Genomic DNA, 19054 nt, shown 5'->3' on the forward strand with positions numbered 1-19054 from the left:
TTACTCGGCCATCGAAGAAGAACGGGAGGTAGGGATAGGTGGAACCGGGTCATAACCACCGGGATTCCACGGATGACAGCGACCTAAACGACGAAAGGTCAGCCAGCCACCGCGCAGAAGACCATGATTTTCTATGGCCTCTAACGCGTAGCAGGAACAACTGGGGTAGAAACGACAGTGGCTGGCCATCAGAGGACTAATGGCATAGCGATAAAACTGGATCGGAACGATTGCCAGTTTACGCATCAAGGCTGTCTACCCCTACAGTTTCGGTGCTGACTGCTGGTGCTGGCTTGTGGGTACGAGCCAAACGTTTCCAGAGCTTGCCGAAATGCTGAATCAATTCGGGGTTTTCTACATCACCCAAGCCTTTGCGCGCGACGATAACAATATCCCAACCAACCAGAGTGTCCTGGTGGAGGCGAAACGATTCGCGCATCAGACGCTTGAGGCGATTGCGCTCAACGGAGAGCTTGACGCTCTTCTTGCCAATCACCAGCCCGAGACGGGGGTGATCAAGATCGTTGTTACGCGCAAGGAGCAGGAGATTTTTCCCCGGAACCTTGCCGGTGGGGGAGTCAAAGACTGCCTTGAAATGCCGGGGGGTAAGCAGACGCTTTTCCCGACTGAAGTCCTGACTCACCACCAGTACCGGATTATCAAACTGCCAGACGCGCACGACCTTTGGCGCGGCGACGCGACAGGACAGCACGGCCGTTCTTGGTAGCCATGCGAGCACGGAAGCCGTGAGTACGGGCGCGTTTGATGGTGCTTGGTTGGAAAGTACGTTTCATGGCGTTGTTACCTGGTTCGTCCACAACGGGCCGGAATGGCCCCCGTTTTAAGAGACCGGCGATTCTAGAGAAAGCAAGCCTCTAGGTCAATTTCCAACCAGCTTTTCCTTCAATTAGATCTTTGTTGCCTTCCGAGCCGTTCTGCTTTCATCCGCCATGCCATAGATATAAAAATAAAGAAGGAAGTTATTTAAAGCTTTTCTGTAAAGCTTATAAAAGCTAGCCAGGCGATCATCTGTGGATAACTGCCTTTAGCCCTTATTCTGCGTGCTGTACAGAGAATGACAACACGGGGGAGAAGCAGTGCTCTGCCTGTGCTGCGCTATCGGATAAGCTGTGCGTGGAATGGGTTGTTATCCACAGGCCAGTTACCCACAGACTTTTGCCCCCACTTGTGCAACGAGCTCAGGGTGGCTTATCCACAGAGCTTATGCACAGACCATTGGTCGCCTTTTCTGCGGTTAACACATTGATTTTGGGTGCCCTGTGAGCAACCTACATGTGGATAAGTGGGCGGCTGGTCGCTACAATGGCGGCTGTTTTTGCCTCACCGGCTTTCAACTTAGGGGATATCCGTGTCAGTGGAACTTTGGCAGCAGTGCGTGGAGCTTTTGCGCGATGAGCTGCCTGCCCAGCAATTCAACACCTGGATCCGTCCGCTACAGGTCGAAGCCGAAGGCGACGAGTTGCGTGTCTACGCACCCAATCGTTTTGTTCTCGACTGGGTCAATGAGAAGTACCTGAGCCGCGTTCTCGAATTGCTCGACGAACATGGCAATGGCCTCGCGCCCGTGCTCTCCTTATTAATAGGCAGCAAACGTAGCTCGGCACCCCGTGCTGCGCCGAACGCGCCTTTGGCTGCAGCGGCATCGCAAGCTCAGGCGGCAGCGGCACCGGTTGCTGCTTCTGCTGCGCCTGCTGCAACGCCGTCCAAATCCTCTGCGCAAAAAAATGCGCCGGAGCATGAAGAACCGTCTCGCGACAGCTTCGATCCGATGGCAGGCGCCAGCTCCCAGCAGGCTCCCGTTCGTGCCGAACAGCGCACTGTGCAGGTTGAGGGTGGGCTCAAGCACACCAGTTATCTGAACCGCACCTTCACCTTCGAGAACTTCGTCGAGGGCAAGTCCAACCAGCTGGCCCGTGCAGCTGCCTGGCAAGTCGCCGATAACCCCAAGCACGGTTACAACCCGCTCTTCCTTTATGGCGGCGTTGGCTTGGGTAAGACGCACTTGATGCACGCCGTGGGTAACCACCTATTAAAGAAGAACCCGAACGCCAAGGTTGTGTACCTGCATTCGGAGCGCTTCGTGGCTGACATGGTCAAGGCCTTGCAGCTCAATGCGATCAACGAGTTCAAGCGTTTCTACCGCTCCGTTGATGCTTTGCTGATCGATGACATTCAATTCTTTGCTCGCAAGGAACGTTCCCAGGAAGAGTTTTTCCACACCTTCAACGCCTTGCTCGAAGGTGGCCAGCAGGTCATCTTGACCAGTGACCGTTACCCGAAAGAAATTGAAGGCTTGGAAGAGCGCCTGAAGTCGCGTTTCGGCTGGGGCCTGACCGTTGCGGTAGAACCGCCGGAGCTGGAAACCCGGGTCGCGATCCTGATGAAGAAGGCCGATCAGGCAAAGGTTGATCTGCCTCACGACGCTGCCTTCTTTATTGCCCAACGCATTCGCTCCAACGTGCGTGAGCTGGAGGGCGCGCTCAAGCGGGTCATCGCTCACTCGCACTTCATGGGCCGTGATATCACCATCGAGTTGATTCGCGAATCCCTGAAAGACTTGTTGGCCCTGCAGGACAAGTTGGTGAGTGTGGATAACATCCAGCGCACCGTGGCCGAGTACTACAAGATCAAGATTTCCGACCTGCTTTCCAAGCGCCGTTCGCGCTCGGTTGCACGCCCGCGTCAGGTGGCCATGGCTCTCTCCAAGGAGCTGACCAACCACAGCCTGCCGGAAATCGGCGATGTGTTTGGCGGTCGCGACCACACCACGGTCTTGCACGCCTGCCGCAAAATCAACGAACTTAAGGAATCCGACGCGGATATTCGCGAGGACTACAAGAACCTGCTGCGTACACTGACTACGTGATGACACCAGCGCAGCTTATTAAGGCAAGGGACTAGACCATGCATTTCACCATTCAACGCGAAGCCCTGTTGAAACCCCTGCAACTGGTCGCAGGCGTCGTCGAGCGCCGACAGACCTTGCCGGTGCTTTCCAACGTATTACTGGTGGTCGAAGGCCAGCAGTTGTCCTTGACCGGTACCGACCTGGAAGTCGAGCTGGTTGGTCGTGTGCAGCTTGAAGAGCCCGCCGAACCCGGCGAAATCACTGTGCCGGCGCGCAAGCTGATGGACATCTGCAAAAGCCTGCCCAACGATGCGCTGATTGACATCAAGGTCGATGAGCAAAAATTGGTGGTCAAGGCTGGCCGTAGCCGGTTCACTCTGTCGACCTTGCCGGCCAATGACTTCCCTACCGTGGAAGAAGGGCCAGGCTCGCTGACGTGCAGCCTGGAGCAAAGCAAGCTGCGCCGCTTGATCGAGCGCACCAGCTTCGCCATGGCCCAGCAGGACGTGCGCTACTACCTTAACGGCATGTTGCTGGAAGTATCCGAAGGCATCATTCGTGCGGTTGCCACTGACGGTCACCGTCTGGCGATGTGCTCGATGCGTGCCGATATCGGCCAGCCTGATCGTCACCAGGTGATCGTCCCCCGCAAAGGTATCCTTGAGTTGGCGCGCTTGCTCACCGAGCCGGACGGCAATGTCAGCATCGTGTTGGGTCAGCACCATATCCGCGCGACCACTGGTGAGTTCACCTTCACCTCCAAATTGGTTGACGGCAAGTTCCCGGATTACGAGCGTGTGTTGCCTAAAGGTGGCGACAAGCTGGTGATTGGCGATCGCCAGGCCTTGCGTGAAGCGTTCAGTCGTACTGCGATTCTGTCGAACGAAAAGTACCGTGGTATTCGCCTGCAATTGGCCAACGGCCAATTGAAAATCCAGGCCAACAACCCGGAGCAGGAAGAGGCAGAAGAAGAAGTGGGCGTCGACTACAACGGCGGCTCTCTGGAAATCGGCTTTAACGTGAGCTACCTGTTGGACGTGTTGGGCGTCATGACTACCGAACAGGTTCGCCTGATCCTGTCGGACTCCAACAGCAGCGCCCTGGTGCAAGAATCCGATAACGACGACTCGGCTTATGTTGTCATGCCGATGCGCCTGTAATCATGCTCAGCAGAAGCTAGATGTCCCTTAGTCGCGTCTCTGTCACCGCGGTGCGCAATCTGCACCCGGTGACCTTCTCCCCTTCCCCCCGCATCAATATCCTCCATGGCGCCAACGGCAGTGGCAAAACCAGTGTGCTGGAAGCTATCCACTTGCTGGGGCTGGCTCGGTCCTTTCGCAGTGCCCGCCTGTTGCCGGTGATTCAGTACGAACAGTTGGCGTGTACAGTGTTTGGCCAAGTCGAGTTGGCGGAAGGTGGTCAAAGCGCACTGGGGATATCCCGCGATCGCGGCGGGGAATTTCAGATTCGTATCGACGGGCAAAATGCGCGCAGTGCCGCACAACTTGCAGAAATTCTGCCGTTGCAGTTGATCAACCCCGACAGCTTCCGTCTGTTGGAAGGTGCACCGAAAATCCGCCGCCAATTCCTCGATTGGGGTGTGTTCCACGTGGAACCCCGCTTCATGGCCACTTGGCAGCGCCTGCAGAAGGCCCTGCGGCAGCGGAACTCATGGCTGCGGCATGGTACACTTGACGCCGCTTCGCAAGCAGCCTGGGACCGAGAGCTGTGCCTGGCCAGCGACGAAATAGATGAATACCGTCGTGCCTATATCAAAGCCTTGAAACCAGTCTTTGAGCAGACCTTGAGCGAGTTGCTGGATCTCGAGGGGCTGACGCTGAGTTACTACCGAGGTTGGGACAAAGACCGTGAGCTCAGTGCTGTGCTTGCGACGTCCCTGCAGCGGGATCAGCAAATCGGACACACCCAGGCCGGCCCCCAACGCGCTGATTTGCGCCTTAGATTAGGTGCACATAATGCTGCGGATATTTTGTCCCGCGGCCAGCAGAAGTTGGTGGTGTGTGCGCTGCGTATTGCGCAAGGGCACTTGGTTAGCCAGGCCAGGCGCGGTCAGTGTATTTATCTGGTGGATGACTTGCCGTCGGAGCTCGACGAGCAGCACCGCCGTTCGCTATGCCGCTTGTTGGAAGACTTACGCTGCCAGGTATTCATTACCTGTGTAGACCACGAATTATTGAGGGAAGGCTGGCAGACGGAAACGCCAGTCGCTTTGTTCCACGTGGAACAAGGCCGTATCACCCAGACCCACGACCATCGGGAGTGAAGGCATGAGCGAAGAAAACACGTACGACTCGACCAGCATTAAAGTGCTGAAAGGTTTGGATGCCGTACGCAAACGTCCCGGTATGTACATTGGCGACACCGATGATGGTAGCGGTCTGCACCACATGGTGTTCGAGGTGGTCGATAACTCCATCGACGAAGCTCTGGCCGGTCACTGCGACGACATCAGCATCATTATCCACCCGGATGAATCCATTACCGTGCGTGACAACGGTCGTGGCATCCCGGTAGACGTGCACAAAGAAGAAGGCGTTTCGGCGGCAGAGGTCATCATGACCGTGCTCCACGCCGGCGGTAAGTTCGACGACAACTCCTATAAAGTATCCGGCGGGTTGCACGGTGTAGGTGTGTCGGTAGTGAACGCGCTGTCCGAAGAGTTGATTCTCACCGTTCGCCGTAGCGGCAAGATCTGGGAACAAACTTACGTCCACGGTGTGCCACAGGAGCCGATGAAAATCGTTGGTGACAGTGAAACCACCGGTACCCAGATCCACTTCAAGCCATCGGCTGAGACCTTCAAGAATATCCACTTCAGCTGGGACATCCTGGCCAAGCGCATTCGTGAACTGTCCTTCCTCAACTCCGGTGTTGGCATCGTCCTCAAGGATGAGCGCAGCGGCAAGGAAGAGTTGTTCAAGTACGAAGGCGGCCTGCGTGCTTTTGTTGAATACCTGAACACCAACAAGACTGCGGTCAACCAGGTGTTCCATTTCAACATCCAGCGTGAAGACGGCATCGGCGTGGAAATCGCCCTGCAGTGGAACGACAGCTTCAACGAGAACCTGTTGTGCTTCACCAACAACATTCCCCAGCGCGATGGCGGTACTCACCTGGTAGGTTTCCGTTCTGCGCTGACGCGTAACCTGAACACCTACATCGAAGCGGAAGGTTTGGCGAAGAAGCATAAAGTCGCCACCACCGGTGACGATGCCCGTGAAGGCCTGACGGCGATTATCTCGGTCAAGGTGCCGGATCCGAAGTTCAGCTCCCAGACCAAAGACAAGCTGGTGTCTTCCGAAGTGAAGACCGCGGTTGAACAGGAAATGGGCAAGTACTTCTCCGACTTCCTGTTGGAAAACCCCAACGAGGCCAAGCTGGTTGTCGGCAAGATGATCGATGCTGCCCGCGCCCGTGAAGCCGCGCGTAAAGCCCGTGAGATGACCCGTCGTAAAGGCGCGCTGGATATCGCCGGCTTGCCTGGCAAACTGGCTGACTGCCAGGAGAAGGACCCTGCCCTCTCCGAACTGTACCTGGTGGAAGGTGACTCTGCTGGCGGTTCCGCCAAGCAGGGTCGTAACCGTCGCACCCAGGCCATCCTGCCGTTGAAGGGCAAGATCCTCAACGTTGAGAAGGCGCGCTTCGACAAGATGATTTCCTCTCAGGAAGTCGGCACCTTGATCACTGCACTTGGCTGCGGTATTGGCCGTGATGAGTACAACATCGACAAGCTGCGTTACCACAACATCATCATCATGACCGATGCTGACGTCGACGGTTCGCACATTCGTACCCTGCTGCTGACGTTCTTCTTTCGTCAGTTGCCAGAGCTGATCGAGCGTGGCTACATCTACATTGCCCAGCCGCCGTTGTACAAGGTGAAAAAAGGCAAGCAAGAGCAATACATCAAAGACGACGACGCCATGGAAGAATACATGACACAGTCGGCCCTGGAAGATGCCAGCCTGCACCTGAACGACGAAGCCCCGGGCATCTCCGGTGAGGCGCTGGAGCGTCTGGTCAACGACTTCCGTATGGTCATGAAGACGCTCAAGCGTTTGTCGCGCCTGTATCCTCAGGAGTTGACCGAGCACTTCATCTACCTGCCGGCCGTGAGCCTGGAGCAGTTGGGCGATCACGCCGCCATGCAGGATTGGCTGGCCCAGTATGAAGTGCGTCTGCGTACCGTCGAGAAGTCTGGCCTGGTGTACAAAGCCAGCCTGCGCGAAGACCGTGAACGTAACGTGTGGCTGCCGGAGGTCGAACTGATCTCCCACGGTTTGTCCAACTACGTCACCTTCAACCGCGACTTCTTCGGCAGCAACGATTACAAAACGGTCGTTACCCTCGGTGCGCAACTGAGCACCCTGCTGGACGATGGTGCTTACATTCAGCGTGGCGAGCGCAAGAAAGCGGTCAAAGAGTTCAAGGAAGCCCTGGACTGGCTGATGGCTGAAAGCACCAAGCGCCATACCATCCAGCGATACAAAGGTCTTGGCGAGATGAACCCGGACCAGCTGTGGGAAACCACCATGGACCCGGCTCAGCGTCGTATGTTGCGTGTGACTATCGAAGACGCCATTGGCGCAGACCAGATCTTCAACACCCTGATGGGTGATGCGGTCGAGCCTCGTCGTGACTTCATCGAGAGCAACGCTTTGGCGGTGTCTAACCTGGATTTCTGATCAGGTAAACCCGCTTGAATAAAAAGGCCAACGCTTAGCGTTGGCCTTTTTTATTGGGTGATGGTTAAGCGTTTTAAAATGCTCCACGTGGAACATCGTGATTTTCAACTTTGAGCCGTTGTCGCCACACTCTCCAAACGATACCCATATCCATAGATCGTCAACAGCTGCCAACCGCGATCCGCCGTCAGCCCGAGCTTGTTACGCAGTCGGTAGATATGGGTATCCAAAGGCCGTGACGAGACCATTTCTTCATGGCTCCAAAACCGCTCATACAGGTACTCGCGGGACAGCGGCCGGGCCAGGTTGGCAAACAGGCAGCTGGCCAGGCGGTATTCCCGCTCTGTCAGGTTAATGGGTTTGCCTGCGCGGGTGACGGTCAGTTCGGCATCGTCGAAGGTTAGATCATTAAAGCTCTGTACTTCCTGGGTAGCTGACTTCTGCAAGCCGTGACGTCGCAGGACGGCACTGACGCGTGCTTTGAGCTCGTTGGGGCGAAAGGGTTTGCTGACGTAATCATCTGCTCCGCTGTTCAATGCCGTGACGATATCGCTCTCGGCATCGCGACTGGTGAGCATGATTACCGCGGGGGGCGATTCCATGTGTTCGCGGGTCCAGCGCAACAAGGCAATGCCCGAGATATCCGGCAGTTGCCAGTCCAGGATCAGCAGGTCAAAGGTTTCCCGCCGCAGTTGGCGCAGCAGGTCTTCGCCGCGCTCAAAGAAATGCAGCGACCATGGCTGTTCTGCAGTGCTGGGAATCTGTCGCAGTGTCTGTTCCACCCGTCGCAACTCGGCGGGCTCGTCATCCAGTATTGCGACTCGCATGGGGGTCCTTCCTACAAAAAATACGACTGCTTTAATGAGAGGCGACTGTGCAAAGCCAGCCTCTGAATCTGAACAATTATGGGCGGATTCTACGATCCTTGTATCTCTCGATACGCTGATAAGATCCCGTGATGCTCAAAGCAAAGATACCGGCTCCTGTCTGTGAGGAAAAGGACTCGCTCATACCCCTGCCCTGCAACAAGGTGAGGTATGGTTTGTTGCACGGTTCTGGGTAAAGTCCTCAACTGAGACCGAAATAAGCTTCACTGGTTTCAGAACACTGTTGAACGTCACCACATGGAGAGGGAGCGGGCCTATGACACCTTTACCCGATGACCATCAATGCCTTCGCATACTTTCGGCGGTAGCCCTGTGAAACTATGGCGCAAAGCCGAGAAACGCCAACCCACCCAGGCACAGCTGTTGTTCCACGGGTTGGTCCGTGAATGGTTGTTGATCGGGCTGGTGTTACTGCCCTTTACCGTTTACCTGTCCTTGAGCCCGGGCCTGGCACTGAATAACCCTCTCTATGACAGCCTGCGCCGACTGACACCTTTACCGGTGGATCCACGGATTCTGCTGGTCACCATTGATGCGCCCAGCCTGGAAGTACTCGGCCCATGGCCGTGGCCGCGCAGCGTGCATGCAGATCTGATTGAACGCCTTAGCGCCGCCCAGCCGGCGGGCATTCTGTTTGACGTAGTCTTCAGTGAACCTAGCAAGGGGGCCGATGGACGACGCTTGGCCGATGCGGTCTGCAATGCCGGCAATGTACTGCTGCCCATCGTCGGTGATAGCAGTGTAAGGCCCAGCCTGCCAGGAGAGCCGCTGTCACCCTTGCTCAAGTGCGCCAAGGGCGTGGGGCATATCAACGTCGAAGCGGATAGCGACGGCATCGTACGCAGCGTGTATCTGCGTGAAGGCCCGCCGGGAAGCACGCTCCCTCAATTGGCATGGCTGGCGTACGCGCTGAGTGAGCAAGCACCGGTAATGCCTGGCCTGGCCCAGGAGCCCAGCAGCCAGCAGTGGCATCAGGAGCATGAAATCCGCGTGCCTTTCACCTCGGAAGATGACCACTTTCCCAGCGTGTCCTACCTCAGCGTATTACGCGGCGAGGTACCTCCCGAGACACTGCGTGGCCGGCTGATTCTGATAGGTGCCACGGCGTATGGAATGGCTGATCGTTTTGTGACACCGCTCTCCTCCACCGTCGGCACGACGGCAGGAGTGGAGATCCAGGCCGATATCCTCAATGGTCTGTTGCAGGGACGCAGCATTGTCGACCTGCCCGGATGGCTTGCAGCCCTGTTGGCGACATCTCTGGTGACCTTGCTGCTGGGCCTTCTGCTGTATCGCCCTCGCTACGCCCTGTGGATGACCCTGGGTGGCATGACCGCGGCGCTGCTGGGCTCATGGGCATTGCTGCGCCTTGGGCATTGGTGGTCCCCCGCCGCGTGCTTAATCGGGCTGTTACTCAGCTACCTCATCTGGAACTGGCGGCGCCTGAGCGTCATCCTGGCCTACTTTGGTTGGGAACTGGCGCGGCTGGACAACGAACCCAAGGTACTCCCGGAGCGTCGTCGTGCGCCCGCCAGCAAGGGTGATGTGTTGCAGGGGCGGATCTTTGCCCTTGAGCAGGCAGTCAGTCGTACGCGTGATACGCGGCGCTTTATGGCTGACGGGTTGGAGTGCCTGCCGGTGGCTACGCTGATAACCGACCCACAGGGCAATATTCTGTTGGCCAACCGCGTCGCCCGTGATGTGTTCGGTAACGACCTGGTCAATTCAAACCTCATCGAACAACTCGCCGATTTGGGTTATCCCCCGCTGCACAATGGCGTACGCCCTGCCCTGTCGGCACTGGAATTGGTCGAGTTCCGCGATATCCACCAGCGCAGTCTGCGGATGGAGCTTGCGCCCTTGCTTCCGGCCGAAGGTGACTTCGCCCTCGGCTGGCTGTTGAGCCTGACGGACCTGAGCAAGGAGCGAGAAGCCCAGCAGCATCGCGAGACCATGCTGCGTTTCCTCTCCCACGACCTACGCGCACCCCATTCGGCGATCCTCGCCCTGCTGGATGTGCATAACGGCGAATCGCCAGTCTTTGCCCAGGTCGAGCAACAGGTCAGACGGGCCTTGAGCCTTACCGAATCCTTTGTGCAATTGGCCAAGGCCGAGGCTGACGGTTACCAGTTCCAGCCTACCTTGTTCGCCATGCTGGTGATGGACGCCTTTGATCAAGTGGCGGTGATTGCGCAACTCAAGGGCATCCACCTGGTCCACGACCTGGATGAAGCGGATGAAGCCATGATCCATGCCGATCAATCACTGCTCACCCGTGCGTTGTTCAACGTGCTGGAGAATGCGATCAAATACTCCCCATCCGGCACTACCGTCAGGTTAAGACACGGCAGTGCACAGGGTTGGTTGGAATGCCGCATCAGCGATCAGGGGCCGGGGATTGCCCCCGAGGATTTACCGGAACTGTTCAGCCAATACCGGCGTTTCGATTCGGCCCAGGGCAGTGATGGTCTTGGACTGGGGCTGACGATGGTTAAGGCCGTGGTGGAACGGCACGGTGGACGCATCGTTTGTGAAAGTGAGCTGGGCAAGGGCTCGACATTCATTCTGTTATTGCCGCAGCTGGAAGACTAAAAACCGACTTTTCTGCTGTGCATAAAAAACCGGTCACAAGGACCGGTTTTTTATGAAGAAAAAACTTATGCACGTTTTTCGAGATTTTATGACCTTCAGAAATATGCAGCTAAATCAGAAGGTTAGGAATCAAAAAAGCCAATTCGCCAACAAAGCGTGCACAGGTTATCCACAGATCCTCAAATCGCCGGAGTCTCGACCACCACAGGCTCAGGAGGCAGGGAACCCATGGCTCGCTGCTGCGCTTCATTCCACGCTGCTGCGCGGTCGTTCAGTGCAGCAATCGCACGCGGCCCCTCGCCTTCTGCGTACATCGGCTCGCCTATAACCACGGTGATGGTGCCAGCGCGTTTGGCCCAGCCGGTCTTCGGCCAGAACTTGCCGGCATTGTGGGCAATGGGCAGCACCGGCAGGTTGGCGTTGACCGCCAATGCGGTACCGCCCCGCGAAAACTTGCCTACGGTGCCGTAGGGCACACGCGTACCCTCGGGGAAGATCAGTACCCAGACGCCGTCCTTGAGCAACTCGTCGCCCTTCTTGGCCACGTGCTTGAGCGCCGCCTTGGGGTTGTCACGGTCAATGGCGATCGGGCGCAACATGGCCATGGCCCAGCCAAAGAACGGCACGTACAACAGTTCACGCTTAAGCACCTGGCTCAGGGGCGAGAAGTACGCGGAGAGAAAGAAGGTTTCCCAAGTGCTTTGGTGGTTCGACAAAATCACGCAGGGTTGGTCCGGGACGTTTTCTGCGCCCTTGACCTCGAAACGGATGTTCAGGAACACCTTGCTCAGCCACAACGCGCAACGGCACCAATAAACGTTGATGAAGCGATAACGCGCCTTGAACGGCAGGAAGGGGGCAATAAAAAAGCTCAGGGTGCACCAGAGAAACGAACTGGTGCCCAGCAGCAGGTAAAAGAAAAAGGTTCTGATGGCCTGCAAGATCGACATGGCGGCATTTACCGTTGCGGGACACGGCCCGCCTGTTAAAAGCGCACTCCCGAACAGTCCTTGGTCAGGAAGTCGAGGGCGGCTAGTTGTTAATAAGTTCTGCGGCAACCGCCGCCAGATCGTCAAAAATCAAAGTGCCTACCGGCAGGTTTTTCGCCTGGGTCTTTTCGCCTTTTCCGGTCTTTACCAAAACTGGCTGAGAGTCGACGGCTTTGGCCGCCTCCAGGTCACCGAGGCTGTCCCCGACGAACCATATCCCAGCCAAGGGCACCTTGTAATGTTCTGCAATAATTTTCAACATGCCAGGCTTGGGCTTGCGGCAATCGCAGCCCTCATCCGGCCCGTGAGGGCAGTAAACCACCAGCCCCACCTCACCGCCCTGTTCGGCCACCAACGTGCGCAAGCGCGCGTGCATGGCGTCCAGGGTAGCGATGTCGTAGTAACCGCGGGCGATACCGGACTGGTTGGTGGCGATGGCCACCGTCCAGCCGGCTTTGCTCAACTGCGCGATGGCCTCGATCGAGCCGGGCAAGGGGATCCACTCCTGTACCGACTTGATGTAAGCGTCGGAGTCGTAGTTGATCACCCCGTCCCGATCGAGAATCAGCAGTTTCAACATGATCAACCCAATACGGAAATGTCAGCGATATTGATGAACAGGCCACGCAGACGCGCGAGCATGGCGTAACGGTTTTTCCGCACGCCGGCATCGTCGGCATTGATCATCACCGCTTCGAAGAAGGCGTCTACCGGTTCACGCAGAGACGCCAGGCGCGCCAACGCTTCAGCGTAGTTACGCTCGGCGATCAGCGGTTTCACGGCGTTCTCGGCCTTGGCGATGGCCGAGTTCAGAGAGAACTCCTTGGCATCGGCAAACAGGCTTGGGTCAACGTCGGCATTGCCGAGGGTGTCGGCCTTGCTCAGCAGGTTCGACACGCGCTTGTTCACGGCGGCCAGGGCATCAGCTTCCGGCAGCTTGCGGAATGCCTGTACGGCTTGTACACGCTGGTCGAAGTCCAAGGCAGAACCCGGTTGCAGGGCACGCACCGACAGGTAGACCGAAACGTCCACGCCTTCGTCTTCATAACGCGCACGCAGGCGGTCGAACACGAACTCCAGCACTTGCTCGGCCAGGCCGGCTTGCTTGACCTTGGCGCCGAACTGGCCGACGGCGAACACCACGGCCTGGGTCAGGTCGAGGTCCAGCTTCTTGTCGATCAGGATGCGCAACACGCCCAAGGCCGCACGACGTAGGGCATAGGGGTCTTTACTGCCGGTGGGCAGCATGCCGATGCCGAAGATGCCAACCAACGTATCCAGCTTGTCGGCGATGGCCACTGCCGCACCGGTCAGGGTGGTCGGCAGCTCTGCACCGGCACCGCGCGGCATGTACTGCTCGTTCAGGGCCAGGGCGACTTCTTGCGGCTCACCGTCGTTGAGGGCGTAGTAATAACCGGCAACGCCTTGCATCTCGGGGAACTCGCCGACCATCTCGGTGGCCAGGTCGCACTTGGACAGCAAGCCGGCACGTGCGGCCCAAGCTGCGTCGCCACCAATACGCGGGGCGATGTAGGCCGCCAGCTTGGAAACCCGTGCGGCCTTGTCATAGACACTGCCGAGTTTTTCCTGGAACACCACGTTTTGCAGGCGCAGGTTGAAGTCTTCGAGCTTCTGCTTCTTGTCTTGTTTGAAGAAGAACTCGGCATCGGTCAGGCGCGGGCGAACGACTTTCTCGTTACCGGCGATGATCTGCTGCGGGTCCTTGCTCTCGATGTTGGCCACAGTGATAAAACGCGGCAGCAACTTACCCTCTGCGTCCAGCAGGCAGAAATACTTCTGGTTGTCCTGCATGGTGGTGATCAAGGCTTCTTGTGGCACGTCGAGGAAACGCTCTTCGAACGAGCACACCAGCGGCACCGGCCATTCCACCAGAGCGGTAACTTCGTCCAGCAGGCTTGGCGGCACGATGGCGGTGCCTTCCTGCAGGCGGGCCAATTCTTCGGTGCGCTTGCTGATCAGCTCGCGCCGCTCATTGGCATCGGCCAATACGTAAGCGGCGCGCAGGTCGTTGAGGTAGTTGGCCGGCGAAGTGATGCGCACGCTTTCGGGATGATGGAAGCGGTGACCACGGGAATCACGACCAGCCTTCTGGGCGAGGATGGTGCAATCAATGACCTGGTCACCGAGCAGCATTACCAGCCATTGGGTCGGACGTACGAACTCTTCCTTGCGCGCACCCCAGCGCATGCGCTTGGGGATAGGCAGGTCGTTCAGGGAGTCTTCAACGATGGTCGGCAGCAGGCTGGCGGTCGGCTTGCCGGTGATGACCTGGCTGAAACGCAGTTTCGGACCGCTCTGGTCGATCTCGCTCAGCTCTACGCCACATTTCTTGGCAAAGCCAAGGGCGGCTTGTGTCGGGTTGCCGTCGGCATCGAAAGCTGCCTGGCGCGGTGGGCCGTCCAGGTTGATGTTGCGGTCCGGCTGCTGGGTTTCCAGCGCGGTCAGCAGCACAGCCAGGCGGCGCGGCGCGGCGTAGACTTTTTTGGCTTCAAACTTCAGGCCGGCAGTCTGCAGGCCTTTTTCGATACCGGCCAGGAATGCATCGGCCAGGGTATTGAGTGCCTTGGGTGGCAGCTCTTCGGTGCCCAGTTCAACCAGGAAATCTTGAGCACTCATTGTGCAGCCTCCAGCTTAGCCAACACTTCATCACGCAGGTCAGGGGTTGCCATCGGGAAGCCCAGCTTGGCGCGAGCCAGCAAATAGGCTTGGGCGACGGAACGTGCCAGCGTGCGCACACGCAGGATGTATTGCTGGCGCGCAGTTACCGAGATGGCACGGCGGGCGTCCAGCAGGTTGAAGGTATGGGACGCCTTCAACACCATTTCATAGCTTGGCAACGGCAGCGGCTGGTCGAGTTCGATCAGCCGCTTGGCTTCGCTTTCATAGAAGTCGAACAGTTCGAACAGCTTGTCGACGTTGGCGTGTTCGAAGTTGTAGGTGGACTGCTCCACTTCGTTCTGGTGGAACACATCGCCGTAGGTCACCTTGCCGAATGGGCCATCAGCCCATACCAGGTCGTAGACCGAATCCACGCCTTGCAGGTACATGGCCAGACGCTCCAGGCCATAGGTGATCTCGCCGGTGACCGGGTAGCATTCGATGCCGCCCGCTTGCTGGAAGTAAGTGAACTGCGTCACTTCCATGCCATTGAGCCAGACTTCCCAGCCCAGGCCCCAGGCGCCCAGGGTTGGCGATTCCCAGTTGTCTTCGACGAAACGGATGTCGTGCACCAGTGGGTCCAGGCCCACATGCTTGAGCGAGCCCAGGTAGAGTTCCTGGAAGTTGTCCGGGTTGGGCTTCAATACCACCTGGAACTGGTAGTAATGCTGCAGACGGTTCGGGTTTTCGCCGTAGCGGCCGTCAGTCGGGCGGCGACTGGGCTGCACATAAGCGGCGTTCCAGGTTTCCGGGCCGATGGCCCGCAGGAATGTAGCGGTGTGGAAAGTGCCGGCGCCTACTTCCATATCGTAGGGCTGAAGTACCACACAACCTTGCTCGGCCCAGTACTGCTGGAGGGCGAGGATCAAGTCTTGGAAGGTACGCACGGCTGGCGTAGGCTGGCTCACGAAATTCACCTGTTACTTGGGCTGCGATTTAAAGAGCGGGAGTATACCCGATTCGGCCCCGCCACCACTCCCTGGAGCCTTATGCCACGCTGCTTTTGGTGTTCTGAAGATCCGCTGTACATGGCTTATCACGATCAAGAGTGGGGAACGCCGCTGCGCGATGCGCAGGGTTTGTTCGAGTTGCTTTTGCTCGAAGGGTTCCAGGCGGGTCTGTCCTGGATCACTGTTTTACGCAAACGCGAGCATTATCGAAAGGTCTTGTTCGGCTTTGATGCGCAGCGTCTGGCGCGGTTAAGCGATGAAGAAATCGAGGCGCTGATGCAGGATCCGGGCATCGTGCGCAATCGCTTGAAGCTCAATGCTACACGGCGCAACGCGGCGGCCTGGCTGGCGCTGGAAGACCCGGTGGGGTTGCTGTGGTCATTTGTCGGCGGCAAACCCAAGGTCAATCACTTCAAGGATCGCAGCGACGTCCCGGCCATTACACCCGAGGCTGAAGCCATGAGCCGCGCCTTGAAAAAAGCCGGTTTCACCTTCGTCGGGCCGACCATCTGCTACGCCTTCATGCAGGCCTCGGGCATGGTCATGGACCACACCCAGGACTGTGACCGTTACGCGGACTTGGTCAACGCCGGTTAGAATGCCGGTTTTGCGCACCACACACGATCAGGAGTGACCTGTGGAAAAGTTTAAAGGCGCCTTGCTGGTAGGCGCTCTCCGGTTGTTTGCCCTGCTGCCCTGGCGCGCTGTACAAGCCGTCGGCACGGGCATCGGCTGGATCATGTGGAAAACCCCCAACCGCTCCCGCGACACCGTGCGGATCAACCTCTCCAAGTGCTTCCCGGACATGGACCCGGCCGAGCGCGAGCGCCTGGTGGGCCGCAGCCTGATGGACATCGGCAAGTCTCTCACCGAAAGCGCCTGCGCGTGGATCTGGCCAGCCCAGCGTTCCATCGACCTGGTGCGGGAAGTCGAGGGCCTGGAAGTGCTGCACCAAGCCCTGGCCTCGGGCAAAGGCGTGGTGGGTATCACCAGTCACCTGGGCAACTGGGAAGTGCTGAACCACTTCTATTGCAGCCAGTGCAAACCGATCATTTTCTATCGCCCGCCCAAGCTCAAGGCGGTGGACGAACTGCTGCGCAAACAACGCGTGCAATTGGGCAACCGCGTGGCGGCGTCGACCAAGGAAGGCATTCTCAGCGTGATCAAGGAGGTGCGCAAAGGCGGCCAGGTAGGCATTCCTGCCGACCCGGAACCAGCCGAGTCCGCCGGCATCTTCGTACCGTTTTTCGCCACCCAGGCCCTCACCAGCAAATTCGTGCCGAACATGCTCGCGGGCCACAAGGCTGTTGGCGTATTCCTGCACGCGTTGCGCCTGCCGGACGGCTCAGGCTACAAAGTGATCCTGGAAGCGGCGCCGGAAGACATGTACAGCACCGACACCGCCACCTCCTGCGCGGCGATGAGCAAAGTGGTGGAGCGCTATGTCGGCGCCTACCCGAGCCAGTACATGTGGAGCATGAAGCGCTTCAAGAAGCGCCCGCCGGGTGAGGCGCGGTGGTACTGATTCACACCTGACTCAAGACCGATATAGAAACAATGTGGGAGGGGGCTTGCTCCCGATAGCGGTGGTTCAGTCAAATATGCATTGGCTGACACACTGCCATCGGGAGCAAGCCCCCTCCCACATTTAGTCCTGTATCAAGCCTGGCGATCGAGTTTCTTCAGGAACACGGTCATCTCTTTTTCGGCCTGCTTGTCGCCGTGGGCCTGGGCCGCTTCAATGCCTTTTTCCCACGCCTGTCGTGCTGCGGCACTGTCACCTTGGGCCTGGTGTGCCTTGCCCAACAGCTTCCACGCCGCCGAATACTTCGGATCGAACTCGACACACTTGCCCAGATGCTCGGCGGCTTTGGCGTTGTCCTTCAAGTCCATATAACCCTTGCCCAAGCCGAAGCGCAGCAGCGAATTATCCACACCCTTGGCGAGCATTTTTTCCAGGGATTCGAGCATGTCGGTCACTCCGTTTGATCAGAAAAAGCTCAAGCCCACGTGGAACAGCTTCTCTACATCGCGGATATGTTTTTTATCCACAAGGAACAGAATCACATGGTCTCCGGTGGCGATCACCGTGTCGTCGTGGGCGATGATCACTTCTTCATCGCGGATGATTGCACCAATGGTGGTACCCGGCGGCAGGCCGATATCGCGGATGGCCTTGCCAATCACCTTGCTCGACTTCGAATCACCGTGGGCAATCGCCTCGATGGCTTCCGCCGCACCCCGGCGCAGGGAGTGCACGCTGACAATATCGCCACGCCGCACGTGGGCGAGCAAGGTACCGATGGTCGCCAGTTGCGGGCTGATGGCGATGTCGATATCGCCGCCCTGGATCAGGTCCACATAGGCCGGGTTGTTGATGATGGTCATCACCTTCTTCGCTCCCAACCGCTTGGCCAGCAACGACGACATGATGTTGGCTTCGTCATCGTTGGTCAGGGCGAGGAAGATATCGGCGTCGGCGATGTTCTCTTCCATCAGCAGGTCGCGGTCCGAGGCGCTGCCTTGCAGCACGACGGTGCTGTCGAGGGTGTCGGACAAATGCCGGCAACGCGCCGGACTCATCTCGATGATCTTCACCTGGTAGCGGCTTTCGATGGCTTCGGCCAGACGTTCGCCAATCTGCCCACCGCCAGCGATGACAATGCGTTTGTAGCTTTCATCGAGCCTGCGCATCTCGCTCATGACGGCGCGAATATTCGCTTTGGCGGCGATGAAAAACACTTCGTCGTCGGCTTCAATCACCGTATCGCCCTGGGGCAGGATCGGCCGGTCACGACGGAAAATTGCTGCTACGCGGGTTTCTACATTTGGCATGTGTTCACGCAGCTGGCGCAGTTGCTGGCCCACCAACGGCCCGCCGTAGTACGCCTTTACCGCCACCAGTTGCGCCTTGCCCTCGGCGAAGTCGATCACCTGCAAGGCGCCAGGGATTTCGATCAGGCGCTTGATGTAGTGGGTGACCACCTGTTCCGGGCTGATCAATACGTCCACCGGAATGGCGTCGTTATCGAACAGGCCGGCGCGAGTCAGGTAGGCCGCTTCGCGCACCCGGGCTATCTTGGTCGGGGTGTGGAACAACGTATGAGCGACCTGGCACGCGACCATGTTGGTCTCGTCGCTGTTGGTCACCGCCACCAGCATGTCGGCATCGTCGGCACCCGCCTGACGCAGCACCGTTGGAAACGACGCCCGGCCTTGTACCGTGCGGATGTCCAGGCGGTCGCCGAGGTTGCGCAGGCGCTCGGCATCGGTGTCGACCACGGTGATGTCGTTGGCTTCGCCGGCCAAGTGTTCGGCCAGCGTGCCTCCGACCTGCCCTGCCCCAAGGATGATGATTTTCATCCGGTCACTCCCTTAAAAC

General features: G+C 58.1%; 17 protein-coding genes. 7 read left to right on the forward strand and 10 right to left on the reverse strand.

The window, feature by feature from the left end; all coding sequences use genetic code 11:
• The 3 genes from yidD to rpmH are packed head-to-tail and all read right to left on the reverse strand — an operon-like array spanning position 1 to position 794.
• Positions 1-246, reverse strand: a complete 246-nt coding sequence (gene yidD / locus IH404_RS00865) for a membrane protein insertion efficiency factor YidD (protein WP_019816912.1) — start codon at positions 244-246, stop codon at positions 1-3.
• A complete protein-coding gene (gene rnpA, locus IH404_RS00870) occupies positions 239-643 on the reverse strand; it encodes a ribonuclease P protein component (protein WP_003177079.1) in 405 nt (134 codons plus the stop codon). The genes yidD and rnpA overlap by 8 nt, the downstream gene beginning before the upstream one ends.
• Positions 644-659: 16 nt before the next feature.
• Positions 660-794, reverse strand: a complete 135-nt coding sequence (gene rpmH, locus IH404_RS00875; RefSeq protein ID WP_003213577.1) for a 50S ribosomal protein L34 — start codon at positions 792-794, stop codon at positions 660-662.
• A 575-nt stretch (positions 795-1369) separates the two neighbouring features.
• On the opposite strand from rpmH, the gene dnaA reads away from it, so the two are divergent.
• Genes dnaA through gyrB form a run of 4 tightly spaced genes read left to right on the forward strand, consistent with a single transcriptional unit; the run spans position 1370 to position 7575 of the window.
• Positions 1370-2887, forward strand: coding sequence for a chromosomal replication initiator protein DnaA (gene dnaA / locus IH404_RS00880; RefSeq protein ID WP_005783344.1), 1518 nt, complete (start codon positions 1370-1372; stop codon positions 2885-2887).
• Positions 2888-2925: 38 nt separating this feature from the next.
• Entirely contained in the window at positions 2926-4029 is a 1104-nt protein-coding gene (dnaN, locus tag IH404_RS00885; RefSeq protein ID WP_005783345.1) for a DNA polymerase III subunit beta, read from the forward strand.
• A gap of 20 nt (positions 4030-4049) precedes the next feature.
• Positions 4050-5153 carry a DNA replication/repair protein RecF gene (gene recF / locus IH404_RS00890; RefSeq protein WP_032878606.1) on the forward strand — a complete coding sequence of 368 codons (1104 nt, stop codon included), beginning with the start codon at positions 4050-4052 and terminating at the stop codon, positions 5151-5153.
• A gap of 4 nt (positions 5154-5157) precedes the next feature.
• Positions 5158-7575 carry a DNA topoisomerase (ATP-hydrolyzing) subunit B gene (gene gyrB / locus IH404_RS00895; RefSeq protein WP_005783347.1) on the forward strand — a complete coding sequence of 806 codons (2418 nt, stop codon included), beginning with the start codon at positions 5158-5160 and terminating at the stop codon, positions 7573-7575.
• Between the two features lie 104 nt (positions 7576-7679).
• Here gyrB and IH404_RS00900 read toward each other — a convergent pair whose 3' ends face one another.
• Positions 7680-8402, reverse strand: coding sequence for a response regulator transcription factor (locus IH404_RS00900; RefSeq protein WP_005783372.1), 723 nt, complete (start codon positions 8400-8402; stop codon positions 7680-7682).
• 372 nt (positions 8403-8774) lie between these two features.
• On the opposite strand from IH404_RS00900, the gene IH404_RS00905 reads away from it, so the two are divergent.
• The gene (locus IH404_RS00905) at positions 8775-11054 is read left to right on the forward strand and encodes a CHASE2 domain-containing protein (RefSeq protein WP_194440638.1); all 2280 of its coding nucleotides are present in this window, start codon (positions 8775-8777) and stop codon (positions 11052-11054) included.
• 179 nt (positions 11055-11233) lie between these two features.
• On the opposite strand, the gene IH404_RS00910 is transcribed toward IH404_RS00905, so the two are convergent.
• The 4 genes from IH404_RS00910 to glyQ all read right to left on the reverse strand — a co-directional run bounded on the left by IH404_RS00910 (position 11234) and on the right by glyQ (position 15630).
• Positions 11234-12004 (reverse strand): lysophospholipid acyltransferase family protein, encoded by a 771-nt coding sequence (locus IH404_RS00910; RefSeq protein ID WP_122732741.1) that lies wholly within the window; start codon positions 12002-12004, stop codon positions 11234-11236.
• Positions 12005-12086: 82 nt separating this feature from the next.
• A complete protein-coding gene (gmhB, locus tag IH404_RS00915; RefSeq protein WP_186559191.1) occupies positions 12087-12626 on the reverse strand; it encodes a D-glycero-beta-D-manno-heptose 1,7-bisphosphate 7-phosphatase in 540 nt (179 codons plus the stop codon).
• Positions 12626-14680 (reverse strand): glycine--tRNA ligase subunit beta, encoded by a 2055-nt coding sequence (gene glyS / locus IH404_RS00920; RefSeq protein ID WP_194439650.1) that lies wholly within the window; start codon positions 14678-14680, stop codon positions 12626-12628. Before glyS ends, gmhB begins: the two co-directional genes overlap by 1 nt.
• Positions 14677-15630 (reverse strand): glycine--tRNA ligase subunit alpha, encoded by a 954-nt coding sequence (glyQ, locus tag IH404_RS00925; protein ID WP_003187265.1) that lies wholly within the window; start codon positions 15628-15630, stop codon positions 14677-14679. Before glyQ ends, glyS begins: the two co-directional genes overlap by 4 nt.
• Positions 15631-15711: 81 nt before the next feature.
• On the opposite strand from glyQ, the gene tag reads away from it, so the two are divergent.
• Positions 15712-16269: a DNA-3-methyladenine glycosylase I gene (gene tag, locus IH404_RS00930; RefSeq protein ID WP_005783377.1), complete on the forward strand. Its 558-nt coding sequence runs from the start codon at positions 15712-15714 to the stop codon at positions 16267-16269.
• 40 nt (positions 16270-16309) lie between these two features.
• Positions 16310-17197 (forward strand): lysophospholipid acyltransferase, encoded by an 888-nt coding sequence (locus IH404_RS00935; RefSeq protein ID WP_005783378.1) that lies wholly within the window; start codon positions 16310-16312, stop codon positions 17195-17197.
• A gap of 134 nt (positions 17198-17331) precedes the next feature.
• On the opposite strand, the gene IH404_RS00940 is transcribed toward IH404_RS00935, so the two are convergent.
• A complete protein-coding gene (locus IH404_RS00940; RefSeq protein ID WP_005783379.1) occupies positions 17332-17643 on the reverse strand; it encodes a tetratricopeptide repeat protein in 312 nt (103 codons plus the stop codon).
• An 18-nt stretch (positions 17644-17661) separates the two neighbouring features.
• Complete coding sequence (trkA, locus tag IH404_RS00945) at positions 17662-19035, reverse strand: Trk system potassium transporter TrkA (RefSeq protein ID WP_005783380.1); 1374 nt, start codon at positions 19033-19035, stop codon at positions 17662-17664.
• Positions 19036-19054 lie beyond the last annotated feature (19 nt).

This window comes from Pseudomonas sp. OST1909, assembly GCF_015277575.1.
GTDB classification, from domain to species: Bacteria; Pseudomonadota; Gammaproteobacteria; order Pseudomonadales; family Pseudomonadaceae; genus Aquipseudomonas; species Aquipseudomonas synxantha_A.

Excerpts from the sequence above, each read along its gene's own strand:
- yidD (WP_019816912.1), bottom strand. The coding sequence starts at position 246 with ATGCGTAAACTGGCAATCGTTCCGATCCAGTTTTATCGCTATGCCATT.
- rpmH (WP_003213577.1), bottom strand. The coding sequence starts at position 794 with ATGAAACGTACTTTCCAACCAAGCACCATCAAACGCGCCCGTACTCAC.
- dnaN (WP_005783345.1), top strand. The coding sequence starts at position 2,926 with ATGCATTTCACCATTCAACGCGAAGCCCTGTTGAAACCCCTGCAACTG.
- recF (WP_032878606.1), top strand. The coding sequence starts at position 4,050 with ATGTCCCTTAGTCGCGTCTCTGTCACCGCGGTGCGCAATCTGCACCCG.
- gyrB (WP_005783347.1), top strand. The coding sequence starts at position 5,158 with ATGAGCGAAGAAAACACGTACGACTCGACCAGCATTAAAGTGCTGAAA.
- IH404_RS00900 (WP_005783372.1), bottom strand. The coding sequence starts at position 8,402 with ATGCGAGTCGCAATACTGGATGACGAGCCCGCCGAGTTGCGACGGGTG.
- IH404_RS00910 (WP_122732741.1), bottom strand. The coding sequence starts at position 12,004 with ATGTCGATCTTGCAGGCCATCAGAACCTTTTTCTTTTACCTGCTGCTG.
- glyS (WP_194439650.1), bottom strand. The coding sequence starts at position 14,680 with ATGAGTGCTCAAGATTTCCTGGTTGAACTGGGCACCGAAGAGCTGCCA.
- tag (WP_005783377.1), top strand. The coding sequence starts at position 15,712 with ATGCCACGCTGCTTTTGGTGTTCTGAAGATCCGCTGTACATGGCTTAT.
- IH404_RS00940 (WP_005783379.1), bottom strand. The coding sequence starts at position 17,643 with ATGCTCGAATCCCTGGAAAAAATGCTCGCCAAGGGTGTGGATAATTCG.
- trkA (WP_005783380.1), bottom strand. The coding sequence starts at position 19,035 with ATGAAAATCATCATCCTTGGGGCAGGGCAGGTCGGAGGCACGCTGGCC.